This window comes from Gammaproteobacteria bacterium, from assembly GCA_032250735.1.
Classification (GTDB): Bacteria; Pseudomonadota; Gammaproteobacteria; order SZUA-152; family SZUA-152; genus SZUA-152.
In genome coordinates, this window is the sequence record JAVVEP010000001.1 from 22,580 (window position 1) to 46,994 (window position 24,415).

Genomic DNA, 24,415 nt, shown 5'->3' on the forward strand with positions numbered 1-24,415 from the left:
GGTTATGCGCTGCGGCATGCCTGCTGGGGGTCATGAGACCTTGATGCGTACCACCTTCATCACCTCAAATTCCATGCCGGCCACGGTTTCGGTGCTGGCGTAATAGGTCAGGTTGATGCGCTGGCCCCTGAGATTCTTATATGTCTTGCTCCTTTTGTAGCGAAAGGGTGTCTCGCAACCTTCGATCATCAGGGTGTTGATAACCCAGTCGCCCTCAGCACGTTGCACGTGTGAGCTCACCTTCATCATCTCTGAATGAGTAAGCTGCCGATGCTTTTTCAGCAGTTTTTCGGGCGATGATTTCATGGGTATAACGACTTTTGCTTTGTGCGCATGAAGGATGAATTATAGCGAAAGTTTGGCGTTACACCGGCGTGCTGTAGACTATTGCTCACCCCCATTACGTGCCCGGTTGAAGATCCGCGATGAAAAATATTCTACGAAAACTGTTTGCCCCCATCCTGAATGTCTTTGAGGCGGGTGATGAGCCCTATGCCTATAAACCCCTCAACCGGAAAATCCTCATTGTGATCGGCGTGCTGTTCCTCGGTCTGGTGTCGGCGGTGGCCTACCTGTCTTTCGACAGGGACGAGCCGGGATACCTGATTCCGGTCATCGTCTTCGGCGGTGTGTCTCTGGTAGCGCTGGTGGTTGGCCTGTTGGGCAGCGACCGGGCGGTGTCGAGGATCTGGGGCAGCCGCTAGCACCCCGTGTGACGCGCCCGGCGGGCCGCGCCTATTTTTGTTTGCGCGTAAACACCCAGGTGTTGCCCCGGGAGAGCCCCTTGTTGTATCGGTAGCCTTCTTCATCGAAGGACTTGATGTCCTCCGCGTCCGTCAGTTGTTGCTGGATGATGTAGCGGCTGAGCAGGCCGCGGGCCTTCTTGGCGTAGATGCCAATCATCTTGTACTCGCCATCCTTGAATTCCTTAAACGCCGGGGTGATGATCCGCGCATTCAGCTGTTTGGGTTTGACGGCCTTGAAATATTCGTTCGAGGCGAGGTTGATCAGGGTGTCGGATTTGAGCTTCTTCAGCTGCGCGTTGAGGCCCTCGGTGATGGTCGAGCCCCAGAAGTCGTACAGATTCCTGCCCTGATCCGTATCCAGTCGGGTACCCATCTCCAGCCGATAGGGCTGCATCAGGTCCAGTGGCCGCAGCAGGCCGTACAGGCCGGAAAGGATACGCAGATGCTGTTGTGCAAAGGTGAAATCCCGCGCAGTGAAACTCTCCGCATCCAGTCCGGTATAGACATCACCCTTGAAGGCCAGCAGCGCTTGCCGGGCATTCTTTTCGGTAAAGCGTTTGTCCCACGATTCGTAGCGATCAAAATTGAGTTCGGCGATTTTGCTGCTGACCTTCATCAGCTCACTGATGTCGAGGGACGACAGTTGCCGCAGGCGCTGGATCAGTTGCTGGGAGCGGTCCAGATAGTCCGGCACGGTAAATTTGGTGGTGACCCGTGGCGTTTCGTAGTCCAGGGTCTTGGCGGGCGAGATCACGATCAGCATGGCAATGGGGTCTTCGGTGGCCTGAAAGGGGCATTGTAGCAAACCGCTAATGGGTGCAGTCAAAACAATCCATGCTGGTCGTGGTGACGGCATTCGGCCCACCTCCCGTTGCATCCCCTTGGAATAACTGAGCTAATCATGATGATCTTCGGCCTGTCTGTGGAGGCGTTATGCGATTGCAATATAAAGTCAGGCAAAAAAAGTGGTAATGAAAATGGCTGGGCGGACGTAAAACTAATCAGGTTGCCCGGCGGTGAATTCCGGTAGTTTTCGCTCAGCAAGGCGCCCTGCGGCGTGATTGGCCGCGTATTATTTTGAACAGTTAGAGGTGAATACTATGGAAATATCGGGTGCATCATCCGCGGCGCACGTCAACACGACGGTCGCCATCGAGGTTCAGAAGAAGTCCCAGGCGCTGCAGGAACAGACGGCGGCAACCCTGATCGAGTCCCTGCCGGATCCGACATCCTCCAGGGGACAGAATATTGATGTCACCGCCTGAGCGGAAGGCAGGCGCGGGAACGTTCGCCAGCAATCAAGCATAACGCACAGATCCACAAAAAAGGCGTGCCGGAATCCATCTGGCACGCCTTTTTTGTGTGGGGGCGATACGAAAATCGCGCAGGGCGGATTAGTGGCTAGGAGGCTGTCGGGTTTAGGTTGATTGAAGCGAGGGAGTGGGAGAGTGAGCCAAAATTTTTCCAATTTTGAGGCGCATAGTGGTTCTATGTAACGAAAAATCGGGGAAATTTTGGCCGCTCTCCCACTTCCGCAGCCAATTCATCCTAAATCCGACAGCCTCCTAGGCGTGGTACTGCCCGCTCAGCTCATGCACCGCGTGAATGAACGCGCTGACATTGTCCGGGTCGATGGTCGGGTGAATGCCGTGGCCCAGATTGAACACGTGGCCTTCGCCCCTGCCGTAGCTGGCCAGTACGTTGGCCACCTCTTCACGAATGCGGTCTGGTGTGGAATAGAGGATGCAGGGGTCCATATTGCCTTGCAGGGCGATCTTGTCACCGGTGATGCGGCGGGCATCGCTGAGGTCGATGGTCCAGTCGACGCCGAGGCAGTCGGCGCCAGTGGCGGCCATCTTGTCCAGCCACTGTCCACCACCCTTGGTGTAGAGGATCACGGGGACTTTGCGGCCGTCGTGTTCACGGGTCAGCCCGTCGACGATCTGCTGCATGTAGCGCAGTGAAAACTGCTGGAAGTCGCGCGGCGTCAGCACGCCACCCCAGGTGTCGAAAATCATCACGGCCTGCGCGCCGGCGGCGATCTGGCCATTGAGGTAGGAGGTGACCGACTGCGCCAGCTTGTCGAGCAGCTGGTGCATGAGGGCGGGCTCGCTGAACATCATGCCCTTGACCTTGCCGAATTCCTTGGTGCCACCACCTTCCACCATATAGGTGGCGAGCGTCCAGGGGCTGCCGGAAAAACCGATGAGTGGCACGCGGCCGTCCAGCTCCGTGCGAATCGTGCGCACGGCATTCATCACGTATTGCAGCTCGCCCTCGGGATCGGGGATGGGCAGGTTCCGCACATCGGCGGCGGTGCGTACCGGACGGTCAAACTGCGGGCCGTGGCCGGTGTTGAAGCTCAGACCCAGGCCCATGGCGTCGGGGATGGTGAGGATGTCGGAGAACAGGATGGCGGCATCCAGCGGGAAACGGTCCAGCGGCTGAATGGTCACCTCGCAGGCCAGTTCGGCATTGCGGCACAGGTCCATAAAGCTGCCGGCCTTTTCACGCGTGGCGCGATACTCGGGGAGATAGCGGCCAGCCTGGCGCATCATCCACACGGGGGTGGCATCCACGGGCTCGCGCAGCAAGGCGCGCAGGAAACGATCGTTTTTTAATTCAGCTGACATCTATACTTCCCCCTGAAAATGAATTGCGGGCCGGAGATCGGTTTTCTGTCCCCGCAAGCAAGCGTAATTTCTGACTAATTTTTGTTATGCAGATCCCAGACCCGACGGGTCGGACTGGATATCGTTAGAAAATCATCTGCCCGGAAAATCATAGGGCCAGATAATCAAGAATGCCTTCGGCGGCCTCGCGACCTTCGAAGACGGCGGTGACCACCAGGTCGGAACCGCGCACCATATCGCCGCCGGCAAAGATCTTCGGGTTGCTGGTCTGGAATTTGTAGTGATTGTGGGCCGGCGCGATAACCCGTCCCCGCTCGTCAATATTGATGCCGAATTCACCAAACCAGTCGGCCGGGCTGGGGCGGAAGCCAAACGCGATCACGATGGCGTCGGCGGGCAGGATCTCTTCCGAGCCGGCGACAATCTCCGGGCTGCGTCGGCCCTTTGCGTCGGGCTCACCCAGCGTGGTGGTGACCAGCTTGATACCTTCGACCTTGCCGTTGCCGACAATCTCCACTGGCTGGCGATTCCATAAAAACTCCACGCCCTCTTCCCGGGCGTTGGTGACCTCGCGCCTTGAGCCGGGCATGTTGGCTTCGTCGCGACGATAGGCGCAGAAAACACTTTGCGCATTTTGGCGAATCGCGGTGCGATTGCAATCCATGGCGGTGTCGCCGCCTCCGAGCACCACCACGCGCTTGCCGGCCATGTCGATGAAGTCATCAGGGGATTTCTCGAAGCCCTGGCAACGGTTGACGTTGGCGATGAGAAAATCCAGCGCCGGATAGACGCCCGGCAGGTCTTCGCCGGGGATGCCGGCCTGCATGTAGCGGTAGGTACCCATGCCCAGAAATACGGCATCGAATTCGTCGAGGATGCTCTGGAAGGAGATGTCTTTGCCGACTTCGGTATTGCAGCGGAATTCAACACCCATCTCTTCGAGAATCGCGCGGCGGGTGCGGACCACATTCTTTTCCAGTTTGAACTCGGGGATGCCGAAGGTCAGCAGGCCGCCGATTTCCGGGTGCCGGTCAAATACCACCGGCTTCACGCCATTGCGGACGAGGATGTCGGCACAGCCGAGCCCGGCCGGTCCGGCGCCGATCACGGCCACCCGCTTATGGGTGTCCTTCACGTGCGACATATCCGGACGCCAGCCTTGTGCAAAGGCGGTGTCACTGATGTATTTTTCGATCGCGCCGATGGTCACCGCGCCGAAGCCGTCATTCAGTGTGCAGGCACCTTCGCAGAGGCGGTCTTGCGGGCAGATGCGGCCGCAGATTTCGGGTAGCGAATTGGTGCGGTGCGACATCTCTGCCGCCTCATTGATATTGCCTTCGGCGATCAGCTTTAACCAGTTGGGAATGTAGTTGTGCACCGGGCACTTCCATTCGCAATAAGGATTGCCGCAGGCCAGGCAGCGGTCGGCCTGTTCGGCGGCGGCGCTCGCATCGTAGGCGCCGTAAATTTCACCAAACTCCTGGCGCCGTTCGGCCGCGGGTTTCTTGGCCGGATCGCGGCGGGGTATTTCGACGAACTGAAAATTATTGGCCATAGGTTTATTAACTGGGTCAGGTGATGCTGAGGTGAATGAAGTAGGGTTTATGCGGCGACACTGCGCAGGTCGGCGATCAGGGTGGCCAGGGCGGCGGCCTTGGGTTTGACCAGCCAGAATTTGCCCACCATGTCGGCGAAGTTGTCGAGGATGTGCTGTCCCCACTCGCTGCCGGTTTCATCAGCAAATTCCTGAATAGTGTCGCGCAGGTGGTGGGCGTGGGAATCCATGTCTTCCACATTGATGCGATGGATCTCGATCAGTTCGTGGTTGTACAGATCCACGAAGCTGTTGTCCTGATCCAGCACGTAGGCAAAGCCGCCGGTCATGCCGGCGCCAAAGTTGACGCCGGTAGGTCCCAGCACGGTGACGAAACCGCCGGTCATGTATTCGCAGCCGTGATCGCCGATGCCTTCCACCACGGTGTGCGCGCCGGAGTTGCGCACGCCGAAACGCTCACCGGCCAGACCCGCCGCAAACAGCTTGCCGCCGGTCGCGCCGTACAGACAGGTATTGCCGATGATGGTGCTCTGATTCGATTTGAAGCTGCTGCCCCTGGGCGGATAGATGACCAGTTTGCCGCCGGCCATGCCCTTGCCCACATAGTCGTTGGCGTCGCCCTCCAGGTGCATGTGCAGGCCGCCTGCATTCCAGACCCCAAAGCTCTGGCCGGCCGAGCCGGTGAGCTTGAGGCGCAGTGGGTGTTCCTCCATAGCCAGATCGCCATGGCGCACGGCGATCTCGCCGGACAGGCGCGCACCGATGGAGCGGTCGGTATTTTTCACGGCGTAGCTGAATGTGCCGCCACTGCCGGCCTCGATGGCGGGCAGGGCGTCGGCGACCATCTGCTCGGCGAGTTCACCCTTGTCGAAGGGGAGGTTTCGCGGCGAGGTGCAGTACTGGGGTTTGCTGGCGTCAACCCCGCCATCAGAGAGGATGGGCGACAGATCCAGTCGTCGTTGCTTGCTGGTGGTGCCTTCGATGGCCGTCAGTAGATCGGTGCGACCGATGAGGTCCTGCAATTTCCGCACCCCGAGGCTGGCCATGATTTCGCGCACCTCTTCGGTGATGAAGCGGAAGTAGTTGGTGACCATATCCACTTCGCCGATGAAGTGCTTCATGCGCAGCACCTTGTCCTGGGTGGCGACACCGGTGGCGCAATTATTGAGATGACAGATGCGCAGGAACTTGCAGCCCATCGCCACCATGGGGCCGGTGCCGAAGCCAAAGCTTTCGGCGCCGAGGATGGCCGCCTTTACGACATCCAGGCCGGTTTTGAGGCCGCCGTCGGTTTGCAGGCGAATCTTGCCGCGCAGATCATTGGCGCGCAGGATCTGATGGGTTTCGGTTAGCCCCAGTTCCCACGGGCTACCGGCGTATTTCACCGATGCCAGCGGGCTGGCGGCGGTGCCGCCATCATAACCAGAAATAGTGATCAGGTCGGCATAGGCCTTTGCGACACCGGCCGCGATGGTGCCGACGCCGGCTTCGGCCACCAGCTTCACCGATACCAGCCCCTCAGGGTTGACCTGTTTGAGGTCGAAGATGAGCTGTGCCAGATCCTCGATGGAATAGATGTCGTGGTGAGGCGGCGGTGAAATCAGTGACACGCCGGGCTTGCAGTAGCGCAGTTCGGCGATCAGGTCGTTGACCTTCTGGCCGGGCAGCTGGCCGCCTTCGCCGGGCTTGGCGCCTTGCGCAATCTTGATCTGCATGACCTCGGCAGAGCGCAGGTAGGCCGGCGTGACACCAAAGCGGCCGGAGGCGACCTGTTTGATCTTGGAGCGTTTCTCGGTGCCGTAGCGTTTGGGATCTTCGCCGCCTTCACCCGAGTTGGAGCGCGCGCCGAGACGGTTCATGGCCGTGGCCAGGGTCTCGTGCGCCTCTGGAGACAGCGCGCCCAGCGACATGGCGGCGGAGTCGAAGCGTTTGACGATCGCCTCCATTGGCTCCACCTCCTCGATGGCGATAGCCTCGATGTCGCTGCGTAGTTTGAGCAGGTCGCGCAGTGCCAGCGTGGGCCGCTCGTTCACCAGCGCGGCGTATTCGCGATAGGCGCTGCGGTCGCCGGTTTTGACCGCCCGTTGCAGTGTCTGCACCACGTCGGGGTTGTAGGCGTGTTCTTCGCCGCCGTGGACAAATTTCAGCAGGCCGCCCTGTTCGATGTTCTTGCGCGGGTTCCAGGCCAGCTTGGCCAGGTTGCGCTGATCGGCATCGATGTCGTCGAAGTGGGTGCCCTGCAGGCGGTTGGTGGTGCCGGCGAAACACAGATCCACTACCTCCTGATGCAGGCCGACGGATTCAAACAGCTGGGCGCCACGGTAGCTGGAGATGGTGGATATGCCCATCTTCGAGGTAACTTTAAATAGTCCCTTGTTGATGCCCTTGCGATATTGATGCATCAGCTCGGCGCAATTGGGTTCGGTGATCTCGCCGGTGCGCTGCATATCCTGAATACAGGCGTAGGCCAGGTAGGGATATACCGCAGTGGCGCCGTAACCGATCAGCACGGCCATGTGGTGTGCATCCCGGGCGGTGCCGGTTTCGACAATAATGTTGGCGTCGCAACGCAGGCCTTCATGGATCAGGCGATGGTGTACCGCGCCGGTGGCGAGCAGTGCATGCACCGGGATGCGGTCGGGCGCGATGTTGCGGTCCGTCAGCACCAGTAGCACGATGCCGGACTTGACGGCGGCCACGGCCTGATCGGTGATGTGGCTGATGGCATCCTGCAGTTTGCCGTTCTCGTCGTAATGCAGCTCAATCCGGGTGCTGGCGTAGTCGCCATCGAGGCCGATAAGCTGATCGAACTTGGTGGTGGACAGCACCGGTGAGTTCATCAGGATGCGATTGGCATGCGCGGGTGATTCCTCGAACATGTTCATTTCACGGCCGAAACAGGTCTCCAGCGACATGACGATTTGTTCGCGAATGGGATCGATCGGCGGATTGGTGACCTGTGCAAACTGTTGACGGAAATAGTCATACAGCGAGCGTGCCTTGCGTGACAGTACCGGCATGGGGGTGTCGTCACCCATGGAGCCGATGGCCTCCTGGCCGTCTTCGGCCAGCACCCGCAGCACCTGGTCGCGCTCCTCGAAGCTAACCTGAAATAGTTTCTGATAGGTGTCTAGGGTATCGCTGTCCATGGGCAGACCACAGACTTCACCGTTGAGCGTGGTGGTGATGCGTCGGGCACCAGCGGCCAGCCACTGTTTGTAGGGCTGGCGTCCCTTGAGCATGGCGTTGACGTCTTCCGGCAACAGCAGTTTGCCGGTTTCGGTGTCGGCCGCCAGCATCTCGCCGGGCTTGAGGCGGCCCTTGGCCACCACGTCTTCGGGCCGGTAATCGTACACGCCGATTTCTGAGGCCAGGGTGATGTGACGGTCCCGGGTGATCACCCAGCGCGCCGGGCGCAGGCCGTTGCGGTCGGTGGAACAGGCGGCATAACGGCCATCGGTCATCACGATACCGGCCGGCCCATCCCAGGGTTCCATGTGCATGGAGTTGTATTCGTAGTAGGCGCGCAGGTCAGGGTCCATGTTGGTGACGTTCTGCCAGGCGGGCGGCACCAGCAGGCGCATGGCGCGGAAGATATCCATGCCGCCGGCCAGCAGGGCCTCCAGCATGTTGTCCATGCTGTTGGAGTCGGAGCCCGTCATCGACACCAGCGGGCGGACATCGGCCATGGGGATGGTGGGGCTCTCGAATTTGTGGCCGCGGGCCACGGACCAGTTGCGGTTACCCTCGACGGTGTTGATCTCGCCGTTATGCGCCAGGTAGCGGAAGGGCTGGGCCAGGCGCCACTGTGGCCAGGTGTTGGTGGAAAAGCGCTGATGGAAAACGGCGATGGCGGTTTCCATGCGCTTGTCGTTCAGGTCGGGATAGAACTGCGGCAGGTGCGCGGGCATCACCAGGCCTTTGTAGGAGATCACCCGTGATGATAGGGTGGGGATATAAAACACGGGGTCGCCGCCCTCAATGGCCTTTTCGCAACGCCGGCGCGCGATATAGAGGTGCTGCTCGAAGCGCAGGCTGTCCATGCCGGCCGGGGCGTTGATGAAGATCTGCTCGATGACCGGCAGTGAGGCCAGCGCCTCGTCACCACAGGCATTGCTGTCTGTCGGCACGGTGCGCCAGCCCAGTACCTCCAGGCCCTCGGCGCGGAGTTCGGTTTCGAGTTGCTGGCGGGCGGTGCTGGCGAGGCCGGCATCGGTATTGAGGAACACCATGCCGACCGCGTAATTGTCCGCCAGCTCGAAGCCCAGCTCCTGTGCACATAGGCGCAGGAAACCGTCTGGCCGCTTCAGCAACAGGCCGCAGCCGTCACCGGTCTTGCCGTCCGCCGCCACCGCGCCGCGATGGGTCAGGCGGGCCAGCGCGCCGATGGCGGTTTCCACCAGCCAGTGGCTGGCCTTGTCGTCCATCTGGGCGATGAGGCCAAAACCACAGTTGTCCTTTTCAAAGCGGGGGCGATACAGGCCCTCGGCATTCGGCGGCTGGTTCGGTGTTTTTTTCACGGGTACGTTTTCCACGTTAGTCTCGTGCCTGTCGGCATTGGTGATAAGGCAGCATTCGGTTAATAATCATTGGCTTGCCGACCTTTTTGGGGGGCGGGCAGGGCGCGGGGCGCGCCTGCGATAAAAGCCTTTCCCGGCGCAAATGGCCCAGCATTATAGCGGGGCGCCAGACTCGGTTCAATGCGGCGAAAAGTCAGTGTTATCGAGGCGTGCGGCCAGATCGGGTGTTAGCACGGTGTGGAGGGGGGTGGAGCGGGATTACGGCGTCAGCCCGGTTCCGTTCAGCTCCTGTTGCAGCGGCCTCAGGCTGCGCACCCAGGGGTTCTGTAGACGCAGGCCTTTGGGCAGGCGGGCGCGGGCATCGATGGCCTGCTGTTTGTCGGTGAAAATGCCGTGGATCAGGCCGAACCAGGGCCGGTTGTTGCGGGTGGATTGATACACCGCCAGGGGCTCCCCGGGTGAGTGCCGTTGAATAAAGGCGCGCAGGGTCTTGATGTCGTTGCCGGCCACCAGTTGCAGGGTGTAGTGCCCGGGATCCTGCGCCTGTATCCAGTCGCTGCGCTGGCCGGGCAGGTCGGCGGGGATAAGGTTTGGTCGCGCGGTGGATGGGCCGACGGTTGCCGCGCCGGGGGCCGGAGGGGGCTCGGCGAGGGTGCTGGCGGCCATGCTGTCCAGCACCGGGGCTGCGCCCGGCACGGTGGGGGGCGGCGGTGCCGGGCTGGTGGTGACGCTGAGGGGGGGCGAGGGTGGCTCGGTCTCGGCTGCGTCGCCTTCCGGCGCAGGCGTGGCATCGGGTTCTTTTGCGCCGTAGATCTTTTCGACAATGGCGGTCGGCTGATCGGCATCCGGTTCCGCGGGTGCAGCAGGCGGGGCTGGTGCGAGGACCGGGTCGGTATCGATGTCCGCAGCGGTATCGGCAGTGATCGTGGTCGTCTGGTTGCGGGGCAGTGAGGCGGCGTCCGGCAGGCTGAGCGGTTGTTGGCGGGAGGCGGTTTGGGCGTCGTTGCTGTGTTCCAGCCAGGCATTGAATTCACCCTGAAAGATCAGTAACGCGCTAATTACGGTTATGCCGATGAGGGTGGCCAGCGTCCGCGGCAGGTTGAGGCTTGCGAGACGGTGGCCGGCCGTGGCGGCGCTGGTGGTGGGAGCGGTCTCGACCAGTAGGTTGTGAGCCAGGCGGTTGATCTCTCCCGGCCAGCCGCGTGATTGGCGGTGAATTTTTCGTAGCGCCACATCGGTGAAGGGCTTGCTGTCGGCGAAGTGGGCCGCGGACAGGCGGTGCAGGATGTAGTGGGTGGTCTGTTCGCTATCGAAGGCGGGGAGTTCGATCTTGTGATGCACGATAGCGCTATGGGGTTCCAGTAGCGGATCGGTCAGGTTCTCATCGAGTTTGTCGGTGCCAAACAGCACAATCCTCAGCAGCGGTTTATTGTCCCTGCTGGTGAGGCCGGCGAGCGCCAACACACATTTGAGCGCGGTGACGGGCAGTCGCTCGGCGTCATCGATGAGCATGACGGCCTGGCGGGCGCTGTGTTGCAGTGAGTCGAAGTGATGTTCGAGATGTTCAAGCAGTTCGGCATGGGTGGCGCCATGAAACTGCAGTCCCATCTGATGAAACAGCTGTTGCACGAGTTTGCGTTCATCAAGGCCGTTTTTTGCCTCAATGCGCGCGACCTTCCAGGTGTCCAGCGCGTGTAGCTGGAACTGCTGCAGGAGTGTGGTCTTGCCGCTGCCCTCGGGGCCGCTGACCAGCATGAGTTCGTTGCCGTACTGGGTAAGGTGAAGCAGGATGTCGAGTTTCTGCTGGCGCGTGGGTTCGGCGTAAAAGAGGTCGTCTTCAATGCCATCGCCAAAGGGTTCGCGGCTCATGCCGTAGGCGATAACATAGGAATGCGGTGATGTGCTGAGGTGTTCGTTCATGCTGCTCATGCTGGTTAAGAGGGCCTCTGTTCGCCGGTGGCAAAAACAATACGGTAGCCGCGTTTGATTTGCGCGTCACGTGCCTTGATGAGCGCGTCCATTGCCTGCTCGTGGTCATTAAAATGTAGCCGGGTGACCTTGCCGGAGACGCCCTGTTGTCCGGACTCCTTTACCAGGGTCCAGCCATTGATAAGATCCTCCTGCAAAAACAGGTGATAGTAGCGTGGGTAGGTGTCCGCCGTGGGGGGTGTCTGTAGGTAGAGGCGCATGGGCCGGATTGTGCGTGGTGCCCGGTTTCAGGTCAATTCAGTGGCATTAAAAATGCGTTCGTATTCGCGAATGGCGTAGCGATCGGTCATCCCGGCAATGTAGTCCGCAATGCCGCGCGCACGGCCGGCATGCTGGTCCCGGTTTTCGAGGGTCTTCACGCGTTGTTGCTGTTCGGGCGGCAACAGCAAGGGGTCGTTGATGAAGGCATCGAATAACGAGCGGATGATGCTGGCGGCCTTGGCGGTCATCCGGTGAACGCGATAGTGGCGATACAGGTTGTGATGCAGGAATTGCTTGAGCTCAAGATTCATCGCTGTCATTTCATCGCTGAAGCCGACCAGTGGCTGTGAATGCCGGGTGATGTCTTCGCGCGTTTGCGGCTGGTGGTCGTGCAGGCGTTGGGCGCTGCTGGTGAGGAAATCCGATACCTGTCGGTTGATCATGCGGCGAATGATTTCATGCACGGCGCGTTTGTCGACGATGCCGGGATATTTCTGCTTCACCGCCGCATGCTGCTCGGCAAACAGTTGGACCTCACAGAGGCCGTCAATGGTAATCAGTCCGGCGCGGAGGCCGTCATCGACGTCATGATTGTTGTAGGCGATCTGGTCGGCAATGTTGGTGATCTGGGCCTCAAGCCCGGGCTGATGTCGGTCCAGGAAGCGCTGGCCCAGTTCGCCAAGCCGCCGGGCGTTGCTGGCCGAACAGTGTTTCAAGATACCTTCACGGGTCTCAAAGGTGAGGTTGAGGCCATTGAAATCGGCGTATTTTTCTTCAAGCTCATCGATGATGCGTAGCGACTGCAGATTGTGTTCAAAGCCGCCGTAGTCGCGCATGCAGTCATTAAGCACATCCTGTCCGGCATGGCCAAACGGGGTGTGGCCGAGATCATGGGCCAGGGCGATGGTTTCGGTGAGGACCTCGTTGAGCTTCAGCACGCGGGCGATGGAGCGGCTGATCTGCGCAACCTCGATGGAGTGGGTGAGCCGGGTGCGGAACATGTCGCCTTCGTGATTAACGAACACCTGGGTCTTGTATTCGAGGCGGCGGAAGGCGCCGGAGTGCACGATGCGATCCCGGTCGCGCTGAAATTCGCTGCGCGTATTGGGTGGCGGTTCAGGGAATTGCCGACCGCGTGAATGACATTCGCGGGTGGCGTAGGGGGCGAGCCCGTCCGCGGATAGCGGAGTGGGGGGTATGGTATCAGCGCTCACGAGTCATCACGGTTGGCTGCCTGGTGAAAGGCATCAAGGGTCTCGCGCAGGGCTTGGGGGTCGTAGTCGGCGCTGACATAGCCGGCACCGATGGCGGATAAAAGCACCAGGCGGATGACGCCGGACTGCACCTTTTTGTCCACAGCCATCAGCTGCATGAAACGCTCGGCATCCATTTGCGCGGGGATCCTGGTCGGCAGTCTGGCGGCCGCGATCAATGCCTGTGTGCGTTGCAACTCCTCAGCCGACAACCCGCCCAGGCGGTGCGAGAGGTCGGCGGCCATCAGCATGCCGGTGCCGACGGCCTCGCCATGCAGCCAGGCACCATAGCCCATGCCGGCCTCGATGGCATGACCGAAGGTGTGTCCCAGGTTGAGCAGGGCGCGCGGCCCGGCCTCCTTTTCATCCGCGGCGACCACCGTCGCCTTGTTCTGGCAGGAGCGTTCGATGGCATAGGCCAGTGTTTCGGGGTCGCGGGCCAACAGGGCGGCAATGTTCGACTCCAGCCACGTAAACAGCTCGGCGTCGGAGATCAGCCCGTATTTAATCACCTCGGCAAGCCCGGCGGAGAGTTGCCGGTCGTCAAGCGTGGTGAGGGTGTTGATGTCGATGATGACGCATTCTGGCTGGTGGAAGGCGCCGATCATGTTTTTGCCCAGCGGGTGATTGACGCCGGTTTTTCCACCCACCGAGGAATCCACCTGCGCCAGCAGGGTGGTGGGTATCTGGATAAAGTTGACCCCACGCTGATAGCAGGCCGCGGCGAAGCCGGTGATGTCGCCCACCACGCCGCCACCCAGGGCGATAAGGGTGCACTGGCGATCGAAGCGATGGCTGAGCAGGGCGTCGAAGATGAGGTTGGTGGTCTCCAGGGTTTTGTATTGTTCTCCATCGGGGAGGATGACGGATTCGCAGTGGTAATCCTTGAGCGCGCCGAGGGTCTGTTGGAGATACAGCGGGGCAACGGTTTCGTTGCTGACGATTAACACCTGTTTACCGCGTATGTGCGGCGTCAACAGATAATCCTGGCCAAGCAGGTTCTGGCCAATGTGAATGGGATAATTGCGCAGCTTGAGATTGACGGTCAGGGTTTTCATATTTTTATCGGTTGTCTGTGTGTGCGTTCCGGTCGTCGCCAAGGGGGCTTGGTGCCCGCCGTTTATAATCCACGCTCGGCGACCAGGGCCAGTATTTTGTTGACCACGCTGCGCGCCGGGCCGGCATCGGTTTCGATAATCACATCGGCAACCTCCCGGTAGAGAGGGTCGCGGATGCGGAGGATTTCTTCCAGCGCTTTGCGGGGGTCTGCGGTCTTCAGCAGCGGGCGATTTTTGTCTTTCGTGGTGCGATTGAAGAGGTGGTCAAGGGGGGCGCTGAGATAGATGACAAAACCCTGGCGGGTGATCTGATCACGATTTTCAGGATCGAGAATGGCGCCGCCGCCGGTTGCCAGAACAATGTCCTGTTTGCTGGTCAGTTCGGCAATGACCGATTTCTCCCGCCGCCGAAACCCATCTTCTCCTTCCATCTCAAAGATCAGCGGTATGTTCACACCGGTGCGCTCCTCGATGACACGATCGCTGTCGTAAAAGGCTCTCCCCAGCTGGCGGGCGAGTTGTTTGCCAATGGTGGTCTTGCCTGCGCCCATCGGGCCAACAAAGATGATGTTTTGTGCCATTCTGCCTCGGAAGATCGGTTTGCAGGGATTATATCGGGTTTGGTGCGGGGATGACTAATGCTGTGTCGATCGGCGCAGGTTGTGTCATCAGCGGGTGTGAGTAAGGTGGGAAAATCCGGTCAATGGATGTTGGTGAGGAACTAGATGAAAGATAGCAAGAGGAATAATAGGAGGAATAAATAGAAACGGCACCTGAGGCGCCGTTTCTATTTATGGACGTGTTGGCAGTTGCTGTGGTTACTTGTTGCCGAGTTCCTGTTTGAGGATTTTGGGTGTCACAAAAATCAGCAGCTCGCTCTTCTTGCTGAGTTCCCGGGTCGTCCGGAACAGGACGCCAATGAAGGGCAGATCGCCAAGGAAGGGGACGCGGTCACTCTCGTTGCGTGTTTCCTGCTCATAGACGCCACCCAGTACCACGGTTTCACCATTATTCATCAATACCTGGGTCTCGATCTCCTTGGTGTCAATGCTGGGGATAACGGATCCGTTTTCGCCTGAGAATCGCTCACCGATACTGTCCTTGTTGATCTTGAGATCAAGTATGATGCGGTCGTCGGGGGTGATCTGTGGTGTCACGCGCAAGGCCAGTACCGCCTCCTTGAAGGAGATGGTTGTTGCGCCACTGGAAGAGGCCTCCAGGTATGGGATCTCTGTGCCCTGTTGAATGAGGGCCTCTTTCTGGTTGGCGGTGATGACGCGGGGGTTTGAAACCACTTCACCGCGGGCCTCAAGTTGCAGGGCAGATAGCTCCAGATCGAGCAAGGTATTGGCGCCCAGAATGGAAAGGGCTATACGACCTGCATTGGGGGCTGCAACCGGCATGTTCACGTTCATACGTTGAGGTATGCCGCCCGCACCTGTGGGGATGCTGATAGGGTAGGGGCTAGCGCCACTGGTGTCGGCCAGGTTATCCAACGCTGAACCGGCCATGGCATCGGTGGCGTTGATGGTGCCGGAGCCAAAGATCAGGTCGCTGTTTCTGTCATTGATGGAGGTAACACCGAAGCGAACACCAAGGTCCTTGGCGAAATCGTCATCGGCGATCACGATGCGTGACTCGATCATGACCTGGCGGACAGGGATGTCCAGGGTCTTGATCAGCTCGCGGGCGGCATCCAGCCGGTCCGCCGTATCGGATACCAGCAGGATATTGGTGCGTTCGTCGACGGTGGAATGACCGCGTTCGGAAATGATGCCGCCCTTTGATGAGAGTATTGTTGCGATTTCCGAGGCCTTGGCAAAGTTGATCTGTATCAGCTGGGTCTTGATGGGGGCCAGTTCTTCGATCTGTTTGTTCGCCTCAAGCTCCAGTTTTTCCTGCGCGGCGATCTCTTCTGCCGGCGCAACCATGATGACATTGCCGGCCTTGCGCATCGCCAGGCCCTTGGTTTTCAGAATCAGATCAAGCGCCTGATCCCAGGGGACATTTTTCAGGCGGAGTGTCAGGTTGCCCTGTACCGAGTCGCTGGTCACCATGTTCAGGCTGGTGAAGTCCGCGATGAGCTGCAGGACGGCGCGCACCTCGATATCCTGAAAGTTCAGTGACAGGCGCTCTCCGGTATAACCAAACTGGTCTTTCTTGGCGGCTGCGGTCTTTTCCTTTGGAATCTCTTTCACCTCGATGGTGTAGCTGTTACCGGCATGGTAGGCCAGGTATTCGTAGTCGCCGCTGGGGGTGATGGCCAGGCGGGTGCGGTCGCCGGATTGCGTGGTGTCGATAAATTGTACCGGCGTGGCAAAATCGGTGACATCCAGGCGCTGTTGCAGGGTGCTGGGCAGTTCGGTGTCGCCGAATTCGACAAAAATCTGATGACCCGATTCGCCGGTGCTGATCGGCGTGTCGCCATCGGACAGACCAATGATGATCTTGCCCTCGCCGTCTTTGCCGCGGCGGAAGTCAATGCTGTTGATGCGATGTAGGGCGGAGGAGCCAGCCACCGCTGCTGCTGCGCCCGCGGTTGCGCTGGCGGCCGGTGTTGCCTGCGCCGTGCGACTGCCGGCAAGGGTGATAATGACATTGTTGCCTGAGACTTCACTCTCGAAGGGGATCAGCTGCACCAGGTTCAAGATGATACGGGTACGGTCCCCGGCCTCTACGGCGGTCACGCTCTTGGCGAAGCCGATGCCGATATTTTTGCTCTTCCAGTCCAGGATGCTGCCGGTGTTGGGGAAGTCCAGCACGATGCGTGCGGGATTGTCGATGGTGAAATTGCCGGGGTTGGTGGCAGGGCCAGAGAAGTTGAGACGGACCTGTACGCTGTCGCCGGGCAGGGAGGTGAAGGTGATGTCCTTCAGTTTCTTGGTGCTGCCATTGCTCTCGGCCTTCTTGATGGGCGTCGCGGTGTCGGTGAATTCGGCAGCGGGCGCCGCGACGGTTTCAGCCGGGGGGGCTGGGACGGCTGCGGTCTCGGCGGCCGGTGCTGAGGCCTCATCGCCAATCTTCAGAAAGATGTTTTTGCCTTCGGTGCGAAGTTCATAGCTAACCAGTTTGTCGAGGTTGACGCTGACACGGGTGCGACCCTTTTCCTGTACGGCCTTGACGGTCTGGGCGACGCCGACATCGACGGGCAGCGGCAGGCTCCAGGGCAGGTTGTTATTCACGCCAGCCAGATCGAGCGAGATGCGTGCGGGGCTTTTTGAGGTGAAGTCAGTAGGCTGTGGGGCGTCGCCGGACAGGGCCATGCGAATCTCCACCGTATTGTCCGGAAGCTTTTTAAAGTCGATGAAATCCAGGGAAAGCTCCGGCGCATCGGCTGCAAATGCGGATGTGAGCGCAAGCATGCCGTAAAACAGGATAAGGCTCAGGCAGCGTAATTTTGGTTTCATCATTTTATTCTCACGTGCGCGCATAGTATTTGATCCAAATAATCGAGTGAAAAAGCCCATTACAAAGTCCTCGCTGGCATCATTCGCTTGCAACCAGGGTTGATGTGCGTTCAATCCATCCCCCCAGGCCGTCTGGAACGATTTCCCTTAATTCAATCTCTGTTTCGGTAATTTTTGTGATGCGGCCATTATTTTTGCCGAGGTGCTTGCCGATGGTGGTGCGGTATAGGGTGCCATCGCTTGAGCGAATAAGCGCCCATAATTGACCATTTTTTTCCAGGCTACCCATCATTTTCAGGCTGCCCAGTGCGTACTGTTCCAGTACGTCCCTGGCCCTGCTCATATCGGGTCGCAAGCCATTGTTTGATTCCATGGCCTGGATTTCGACCGTGGGCTCGAAGGGATTCCTGGTGGTGCTGTCGTTGTAGGTAAAAACCTCAAACTCCTGTGGTTTGGGGAGTGGTGGTATGCGGCTCTTCTGCCGCGACTTCACATCGGCAATATATTCCTGCAGCTCCACCGTGGCCTCATCGCTGCAGGCAGACAGCCCGACAATAATACAGGCCGCGAGGATGCAGCGCGCGATGGTGCTGCGCCTGATCTGCAGGCGGATCCTGGACTTGCCCTCAAGGCCATCGTTTCGGAGGCTATTGGCCGTAACCATTATTTCTTACCCCGTGGTTTGCGTTGCTTTTTGCTGTTGCTGCTTTCTTCGTCTTTGTCGAGGTAGCGATAGGTTCTTGCCGTGGCCTCCATGGTCATGCGGCTGTCATCTCCCGGTTTGGCTTTTGAGGAGAGGGTCAGGTCATGCAGTGTAACGATTCGTGACAGGGCTGCGGTGGCGCTGGCAAAGTTGCCGAACTGATGATAATTGCCTTTGACTCGGATTTGAATGGGTAACTCGGCATAGAATTCTTTTGGGGTTTCAGCCTCGGGTTTGAAGAGTTCAAATTCCAGCCCGCTGATGATGCCGATGCGTGAGATATCGACAAGTAGTCCGGCCACCTCGGTTTCACCCGGCAGCTGTTGCAGCAGCGCGCCAAAGGAACGCTGCATTTCCAGCATCTGCTCTTTGTAGGCCGCCAGGTTAACGGCCTTGGCCTGCTTGGTTTCAAATTCCTGCTTGAGGGTCGTTTCCTTCTGTTGCGCGGCCTCAAGCTCAAGCAGTTGGTCGCTGGTGTCCAAATAATAGCCGGCGAATAACAGCGTGGTGCAGAGCAGCAGGATAACAATAGCCTTGGCGGCGATGGGCCAGCTGCCAATATTATTGGGATCGAGGTTGTTAAGGTCTTTCAGGTCAGACAGGTTCATTTGTCGGCCTTCTCGGTTTTTGGAACGGCTTGTGAGACTTTCATCTGGAACCAGCTGGCGCCCGGGTATTCCTTGACGTCGGACTTGATGACCTCAAGTCTGGGGTTGGTTAACCAGGGCGATTTGTCCAGATTGCGCATCAGCTCCGAGACATAGTCGTTGGAGTCGGCAACGCCGGTCAGATCGATCTCTCGACCTTTGCGGGAGAGGGTGATCAGAAATACCTTTTCCGGCATGCTGGTGGCGATCTCATCAAATATATGCACGATCTCAGGGCGACTGCTCTGCAGTTCCTGAATGACCTTCATGCGCGCCAGCAGGGCGGCCTTCTCTTTTTCGAGGCTCTCGATTTCTTTGATGTCCTTGTCGACCTGCGCAATCTGATCCGTCATGAACTGATTGCGGTTGTTTTGTTCCTCAATAACGCCCGCCATACGGATATGAACCAGCACGATAATGCCGAGCATCATGATGGCTGCGCCAGCCGCGATGTTGATGAAGGTGCGCTGTTTCTCGCGCCGTTCGTCTTCACGCCAGGGGAGTAGATTAATGTGTGGCATTAGTCGAAGCTCCTTAGCGCAAGTCCGCAGGCAATCATCAGCGCCGGTGCGTCATTGCTCAATGCCTGTGCCTTGACCTTGGAGACCAGTGACATATTAGTGAAGGGATTGGCAATCGAAGTGCTGGTGCCGACCCGCTCTTCGATGAGTTCATCGACACCGGGAATGGACGCGCTACCGCCGGCCAGCACGATATGGTTGACTGAATTATGCTGGCTGGACGAAAAAAAGAACTGTAGTGAACGGCTGACCTGCTGGGTCATGGCATCCTTGAAGGGATCCAGCACCTCGGGCACATAATTGTCAGGCAGGCCACCCTGGCGCTTGGCCATGCCGGCTTCCTCGTAGGACAGGCCGTAGCGGCGCTGGATTTCTTCCGTGAGCTGCTTGCCGCCGAAAACCTGGTCGCGGGTATAAATGATCTTTTCGTTGTGTAATACGCTGAGGGTCGTCATGGTGGCGCCCACATCAATGATGGCGATGGTTTTGTCTGCCGTGCCCCCGGGGATCTGTGAGGTAATGAGGCTAAAGGCATTTTCCAGGGTGTAGGCCTCGATATCCACAATCCTGGCGGTGAGCCCGCCCAGTTCGACGGCGGCGACACGGGAGTCGACATTCTCGCTACGCGAGGCCGCCAGCAACACATCGACTGTATCGGGATTGTCATCCGAGGGCCCGAGGATTTCGAAATCCAGATTCACCTCTTCCAGGGAATAGGGAATGTATTGGTCCGCTTCCAGTTCAATCTGGCTTTCCATCTCATCTTCGGAAAGCGAGGCCGGCATGGTGATCACCTTGGTGATGACCGAAGAGCCGGCGACGGCGACGGCGGCGAACTTGCTGCGTGAGCCGGCACGTTTTACCACGCGTCGGATGGCCTCACCGACGGCTTCGACGTCAGTAATATTTTTTTCAACGACCGAATTGGGTGGCAGTGGTTCCGCTGCATAGGCCTCGACACGGTAGCCGTCACCATGGCGACTTAACTCCAGCAGTTTTACCGAAGTTGAGCTAATGTCCAGTCCAATGAGTGGAGGTTTTTTATGAGCAAAGAGATCTGCTATTCGCACGTTTTATTTCCCATTATCATACTCGCAAGCAGATTATCGGTAGTGAATTTGGAAACTTTACTATAGATTACGGATTGTCGAAGAATATTTAGTATTAGGTTGATCTAATTAGAAGTTTTATACTTACCCCTTGTCAATATCCATGAACACTATCACAAATTTTTGTATCTGATGTCTTCTTTTAAACTCCCTGTACGCTGGTTGCTGATTTCTGCAGTGACTGGTGTTTTTTTGATCGCCCTTGGTCTGTCGGCGATTGCCCTTTTTATTGTGCCCGACTTGCCGTCCATTGAGAGTCTCAAGGACGTGCAATTCCAGGTGCCGTTGCGGGTATACACGCGCGATCAAAAACTGATCGCCGAGTTTGGCGAGAAGAAACGCGCCCCACTGGACTATGCAGAGATTCCGCCGCTGATGGTGCAGGCGGTACTGGCGGCGGAGGATAACCGTTTCTTCGAGCATCCGGGCGTGGACTATCAGGGGCTGCTGCGGGCGACCTTTTATCTGTTGCGTACGGGTGAAAAGGGACAGGGCGGCAGCACGATCACCATGCAGGTGGCGCGCAATTTCTTTTTGAGCAGCGAAAAAACCTATTTGCGCAAATTGAACGAGATTCTGCTGGCGCTAAAAATCGAAAATGAGCTGAGCAAGCAGGACATCCTGGCCCTGTATCTCAACAAGATATATCTCGGCAATCGCGCCTACGGTGTTGGTGCGGCCGCGCAGGTCTATTACGGTCGGCCGGTTGATCAGTTGAGCATCGCGCAGCTGGCGATGGTGGCCGGCCTGCCCAAGGCGCCTTCGCGCTATAACCCGATTATCAATCCGGCCCGTGCCCTGTTGCGCCGCAATTATGTGCTGGGTCGGATGTATGAGCTGGGGTTCATCGATGAGGCGGCCCACAGCCAGGCGCGCGATACGCTGGATGACGCCAGCCTGCACGGATTGTCGAAAGAGGTAGTGGCGCCCTACGTGGCGGAAATGGTGCGGGCGGAAATGATTGAACGCTACGGCGACATGACCTATTCCGCCGGCTATAAGGTGTACACCAGCATTGATTCCGGTATGCAGATGGCCGCCAATACGGCGCAGCGAAATGCCCTGCTGGCCTATGATCTTCGTCACGGTTATCGCGGCGCCCTGGCGCGGCATGTATTAAAGGAAGAAGCTGGTGAGGATCAGTGGATGCCTTTGTTGCAGCCGTTCTCTGAAATCAACGGCCTGTTGCCCGCCCTGGTGCTGGCGACGGCAGAACAGTCCGCCGTCGTCTATGAGCCCCATCGCGGCGTGCTGCGCATCGACTGGCCGGGCCTGTCCTGGGCCGCACCGAGCGAGGCCAACGGCCGAGTAGGCGCAGCCCCGCAGCAGGCGGCCGATATCCTGTCCCGTGGCGATGTGGTTTATATCCGTGAAAGCGACGATGCGACAGCCGGCGAAGACCTCTGGCAGCTGGCGCAGCTACCGGAGGTCGAGGGGGCGCTGGTCTCGATGGATCCCGGTGACGGGGGTATTCGGGCGCTGGTCGGCGGGTTTAATTTTCAGCAGAGTAAATTTAATCGGGTCACCCAGGCCGAGCGTCAGCCCGGCTCAAACTTTAAACCCTTCACCTATTCGGCGGCGCTGGAAAAGGGCTTTACCGCGGCCAGCCTCATTAATGATGCCCCGGTGGTGTTTGAAGATGAGGGGCTGGAGGCCGCCTGGCGCCCGGAAAACTACAGTGGCAAGGTGTTTGGTCCGACGCGTCTGCGTCAGGCCCTGGTAGAGTCGCGCAACCTGGTGTCGATTCGTCTGTTGCGGGCGATCGGTATCGGTTATGCCATCAATTATGTGACGCGTTTTGGGTTTGATGAAAAGCGCCTGCCGCGCGACCTGTCGCTGGCCCTGGGCAGTGGCGCGGTCACGCCGCTGGAGCTGGTGTCGGGGTTTTCGGTGTTCGCCAATGGGGGCTATCGGCCGGTGCCGTATTTCATCGACCGCATCGAAGACGCAGAAGGCAGCGTGCTGTATCGGGCCGCGCCCTTCACGGTCTGCGAGGCCTGTGAAGAGAAACTACAGGCACAGGCCGATGTCATCGCGGAACCGGGTGCGGAGCCCTTTGTTGGCCCGCCGACCGCGGCCGAGGTGATGCCGGTGAATATCGCGCCGCGCGTACTGACCCCGCAGAACGCCTATCTGATCCGGAGCATGATGCGGGATGTCATCCTGTACGGTACGGGCCGCCGTGCGCGGTCGCTGGGGCGGCCCGATCTCGCCGGTAAGACCGGCACCACCAACGATCAGCATGATGCCTGGTTCTCCGGTTACACCTCCAATCTGGTGACGACCGCCTGGGTGGGGTTTGATAAACCGCAGCCGCTGGGCGCCAGGGAGACCGGTGGTTATGCGGCCTTGCCGATGTGGATTGAATTCATGCACACCGCCCTCAAGGGCTTGCCCGTGCATGTCCCCGAGCAGCCGCCGGGTCTGGTGACCGTGCGCATCGATCCCGAGACCGGCCTGTTGGCGAAGGCGGGTCATCCGAATGCCATCTTTGAGACCTTCCGTCAGGAGCACGTACCGCAGCGTCAGGCAGAGGAGTCCACCGTGTTGAATCACCCCGGTGGCGGTGACGGCGGGCGCGAGACGGCGTCCGATACCGGGGTGGCGGACGAGCTGTTTTAGCGAGCGGTTAACCCCGTCGTTGCCGGCAGGCTAGTCGGTCTATTTGGGTTCCATCATCAGATTGAGCGTCCCCGGACGGCCCGCCATGGCGTTGACGTCATCCGGGTCTTCCTCAATCTTCATATTTTCATCCACCTCGACCGCGCCCTCCGAAAGGCTGATCTTCAGGCGCAGATTGTTTTGCGAGTCGGCATTGCGCAGCGCCTCTTCGATGCTGATGACGCCATCCTTGTACAGCTTGAAGATGGCCTGATCGAAGGTCTGCATGCCCAGGTTGGTGGACTTTTCCATGATGTCCCGAATGCCGTGGATGTCGCCCTTGAGGATCAGGTCCTGGATCAGCGGCGTACCCAGCAGCACCTCCACCGCCACCGCGCGTTTGCCGTCCAGGGTGGGGATCAGCCGTTGGGAGATAAAGGCACGTACGTTCAGCGATAGATCCATCAGCAGCTGATTGCGGCGATCCTCCGGGAAGAAGTTGATGATACGGTCCAGGGCCTGGTTGGAATTATTGGCATGCAGGGTGGAGATCGCCAGATGCCCGGTTTCGGCAAACGCGATACAGTGCTCCATGGTCTCGCGGTCACGCACCTCGCCGATCAGGATTACGTCAGGCGCCTGGCGCAGTGTGTTTTTCAGGGCATCTTCGTAGTTGTCGGTATCCAGTCCCACTTCACGCTGGTTGACGATGGACTTCTTGTGGTTATGGATGAACTCGATGGGGTCTTCGATGGTGATGATGTGGCCGGAAGAGTGTGTGTTGCGGGCATCAATCAGGGCTGCCAGTGAGGTGGATTTACCGGAGCCCGTGCCGCCGACAAACAGCACCAGCCCGCGTTTTTGCATGATGATCTTTTGCAGGATGGGCGGCAGACCCAGTTCCTGGGCGCTGGGGATCTCGGTCTTGATATGGCGAATCACCATCGCCGCCTGATTGCGTTGCTTGAACACGTTGACACGAAAACGACCGATGCCCGGCAGGGAGTGGGCCAGATTCATTTCCGGTTTGAGCTCGAACTGGGCAATCTGCTCCTCACTCATCAGCTCATAGGCCAGTGCCTTGGTGCGCCCGGCCGGCAGGGTGGTCTTTTCCAGTGGTTTGAGAATGCCGTGGATCTTGGCACTGACCGGGGCGCCGACTGTGAAATAAATGTCAGAGGCTTCATACTTGACCATGAGTTTGAGGTAATCAGAGATTTCCATTGCTATCCTGCTCCGTGGGGCGTTATCAGGTTCTTGATTCGTTAAAATGGCGCGGCACGACTGCACGGACGCAGGCGATAGCGCAACGCCGGAGCCGTTGCCGAGATCAGTCTCAAGTCCGACAGACTCCTAGTGTATCGGTCCACCAGCGGGCAATCTTTAACCGCCCGCCCGCGGGTTAGTGGCCCTGAAAGGCCCCGTTGCGGCTCAACTTTAAGAAGGAATACGCGCAATCAATTCAACCGCCT

19 protein-coding genes are annotated in these 24,415 nt (G+C 58.9%); 3 read left to right on the forward strand and 16 right to left on the reverse strand.

Annotation, left to right across the window (positions count from 1 at the left end; translation table 11 throughout):
• Positions 1-30: 30 nt before the first annotated feature.
• Positions 31-306 (reverse strand): hypothetical protein, encoded by a 276-nt coding sequence (locus tag RRB22_00125; GenBank protein ID MDT8382798.1) that lies wholly within the window; start codon positions 304-306, stop codon positions 31-33.
• Between the two features lie 119 nt (positions 307-425).
• Here RRB22_00125 and RRB22_00130 point away from each other — a divergent pair, with 119 nt between their 5' ends.
• Positions 426-704, forward strand: a complete 279-nt coding sequence (locus RRB22_00130) for a hypothetical protein (GenBank protein MDT8382799.1) — start codon at positions 426-428, stop codon at positions 702-704.
• A gap of 31 nt (positions 705-735) precedes the next feature.
• Here the strand turns inward: RRB22_00130 and yaaA are convergent, their stop codons facing one another.
• Positions 736-1,509, reverse strand: coding sequence for a peroxide stress protein YaaA (gene yaaA / locus RRB22_00135; GenBank protein ID MDT8382800.1), 774 nt, complete (start codon positions 1,507-1,509; stop codon positions 736-738).
• Positions 1,510-1,846: 337 nt separating this feature from the next.
• On the opposite strand from yaaA, the gene RRB22_00140 reads away from it, so the two are divergent.
• A complete protein-coding gene (locus RRB22_00140) occupies positions 1,847-2,011 on the forward strand; it encodes a putative motility protein (GenBank protein ID MDT8382801.1) in 165 nt (54 codons plus the stop codon).
• A 300-nt stretch (positions 2,012-2,311) separates the two neighbouring features.
• On the opposite strand, the gene hemE is transcribed toward RRB22_00140, so the two are convergent.
• The 13 genes from hemE to RRB22_00205 all read right to left on the reverse strand — a co-directional run bounded on the left by hemE (position 2,312) and on the right by RRB22_00205 (position 20,297).
• Positions 2,312-3,379: a uroporphyrinogen decarboxylase gene (gene hemE, locus RRB22_00145; GenBank protein MDT8382802.1), complete on the reverse strand. Its 1,068-nt coding sequence runs from the start codon at positions 3,377-3,379 to the stop codon at positions 2,312-2,314.
• Between the two features lie 148 nt (positions 3,380-3,527).
• Complete coding sequence (locus RRB22_00150; protein MDT8382803.1) at positions 3,528-4,934, reverse strand: FAD-dependent oxidoreductase; 1,407 nt, start codon at positions 4,932-4,934, stop codon at positions 3,528-3,530.
• Positions 4,935-4,981: 47 nt separating this feature from the next.
• Positions 4,982-9,454: a glutamate synthase large subunit gene (gltB, locus tag RRB22_00155; GenBank protein MDT8382804.1), complete on the reverse strand. Its 4,473-nt coding sequence runs from the start codon at positions 9,452-9,454 to the stop codon at positions 4,982-4,984.
• Positions 9,455-9,712: 258 nt separating this feature from the next.
• Positions 9,713-11,374 (reverse strand): AAA family ATPase, encoded by a 1,662-nt coding sequence (locus RRB22_00160; protein MDT8382805.1) that lies wholly within the window; start codon positions 11,372-11,374, stop codon positions 9,713-9,715.
• Between the two features lie 14 nt (positions 11,375-11,388).
• On the reverse strand, positions 11,389-11,643 hold the full coding sequence (locus tag RRB22_00165; GenBank protein MDT8382806.1) for a WGR domain-containing protein: 255 nt from the start codon (positions 11,641-11,643) through the stop codon (positions 11,389-11,391).
• 27 nt (positions 11,644-11,670) lie between these two features.
• Entirely contained in the window at positions 11,671-12,858 is a 1,188-nt protein-coding gene (locus RRB22_00170) for a deoxyguanosinetriphosphate triphosphohydrolase (GenBank protein ID MDT8382807.1), read from the reverse strand.
• The gene (gene aroB / locus RRB22_00175; protein ID MDT8382808.1) at positions 12,855-13,955 is read right to left on the reverse strand and encodes a 3-dehydroquinate synthase; all 1,101 of its coding nucleotides are present in this window, start codon (positions 13,953-13,955) and stop codon (positions 12,855-12,857) included. Before aroB ends, RRB22_00170 begins: the two co-directional genes overlap by 4 nt.
• Before the next feature lie 62 nt (positions 13,956-14,017).
• Positions 14,018-14,536 carry a shikimate kinase AroK gene (gene aroK, locus RRB22_00180; GenBank protein MDT8382809.1) on the reverse strand — a complete coding sequence of 173 codons (519 nt, stop codon included), beginning with the start codon at positions 14,534-14,536 and terminating at the stop codon, positions 14,018-14,020.
• 237 nt (positions 14,537-14,773) lie between these two features.
• Positions 14,774-17,365, reverse strand: coding sequence for a type IV pilus secretin PilQ (gene pilQ, locus RRB22_00185; GenBank protein ID MDT8382810.1), 2,592 nt, complete (start codon positions 17,363-17,365; stop codon positions 14,774-14,776).
• Between the two features lie 76 nt (positions 17,366-17,441).
• A complete protein-coding gene (locus tag RRB22_00190; protein ID MDT8382811.1) occupies positions 17,442-18,026 on the reverse strand; it encodes a pilus assembly protein PilP in 585 nt (194 codons plus the stop codon).
• On the reverse strand, positions 18,026-18,673 hold the full coding sequence (locus tag RRB22_00195; GenBank protein MDT8382812.1) for a type 4a pilus biogenesis protein PilO: 648 nt from the start codon (positions 18,671-18,673) through the stop codon (positions 18,026-18,028). The genes RRB22_00190 and RRB22_00195 overlap by 1 nt, the downstream gene beginning before the upstream one ends.
• Positions 18,670-19,233 carry a PilN domain-containing protein gene (locus tag RRB22_00200; protein ID MDT8382813.1) on the reverse strand — a complete coding sequence of 188 codons (564 nt, stop codon included), beginning with the start codon at positions 19,231-19,233 and terminating at the stop codon, positions 18,670-18,672. The genes RRB22_00195 and RRB22_00200 overlap by 4 nt, the downstream gene beginning before the upstream one ends.
• On the reverse strand, positions 19,233-20,297 hold the full coding sequence (locus tag RRB22_00205) for a pilus assembly protein PilM (protein MDT8382814.1): 1,065 nt from the start codon (positions 20,295-20,297) through the stop codon (positions 19,233-19,235). The genes RRB22_00200 and RRB22_00205 overlap by 1 nt, the downstream gene beginning before the upstream one ends.
• 222 nt (positions 20,298-20,519) lie before the next feature.
• Here RRB22_00205 and RRB22_00210 point away from each other — a divergent pair, with 222 nt between their 5' ends.
• Positions 20,520-22,964 carry a penicillin-binding protein 1A gene (locus RRB22_00210; protein MDT8382815.1) on the forward strand — a complete coding sequence of 815 codons (2,445 nt, stop codon included), beginning with the start codon at positions 20,520-20,522 and terminating at the stop codon, positions 22,962-22,964.
• Between the two features lie 39 nt (positions 22,965-23,003).
• Here RRB22_00210 and RRB22_00215 read toward each other — a convergent pair whose 3' ends face one another.
• Positions 23,004-24,167: a PilT/PilU family type 4a pilus ATPase gene (locus RRB22_00215; GenBank protein MDT8382816.1), complete on the reverse strand. Its 1,164-nt coding sequence runs from the start codon at positions 24,165-24,167 to the stop codon at positions 23,004-23,006.
• Between the last annotated feature and the right edge of the window lie 248 nt (positions 24,168-24,415).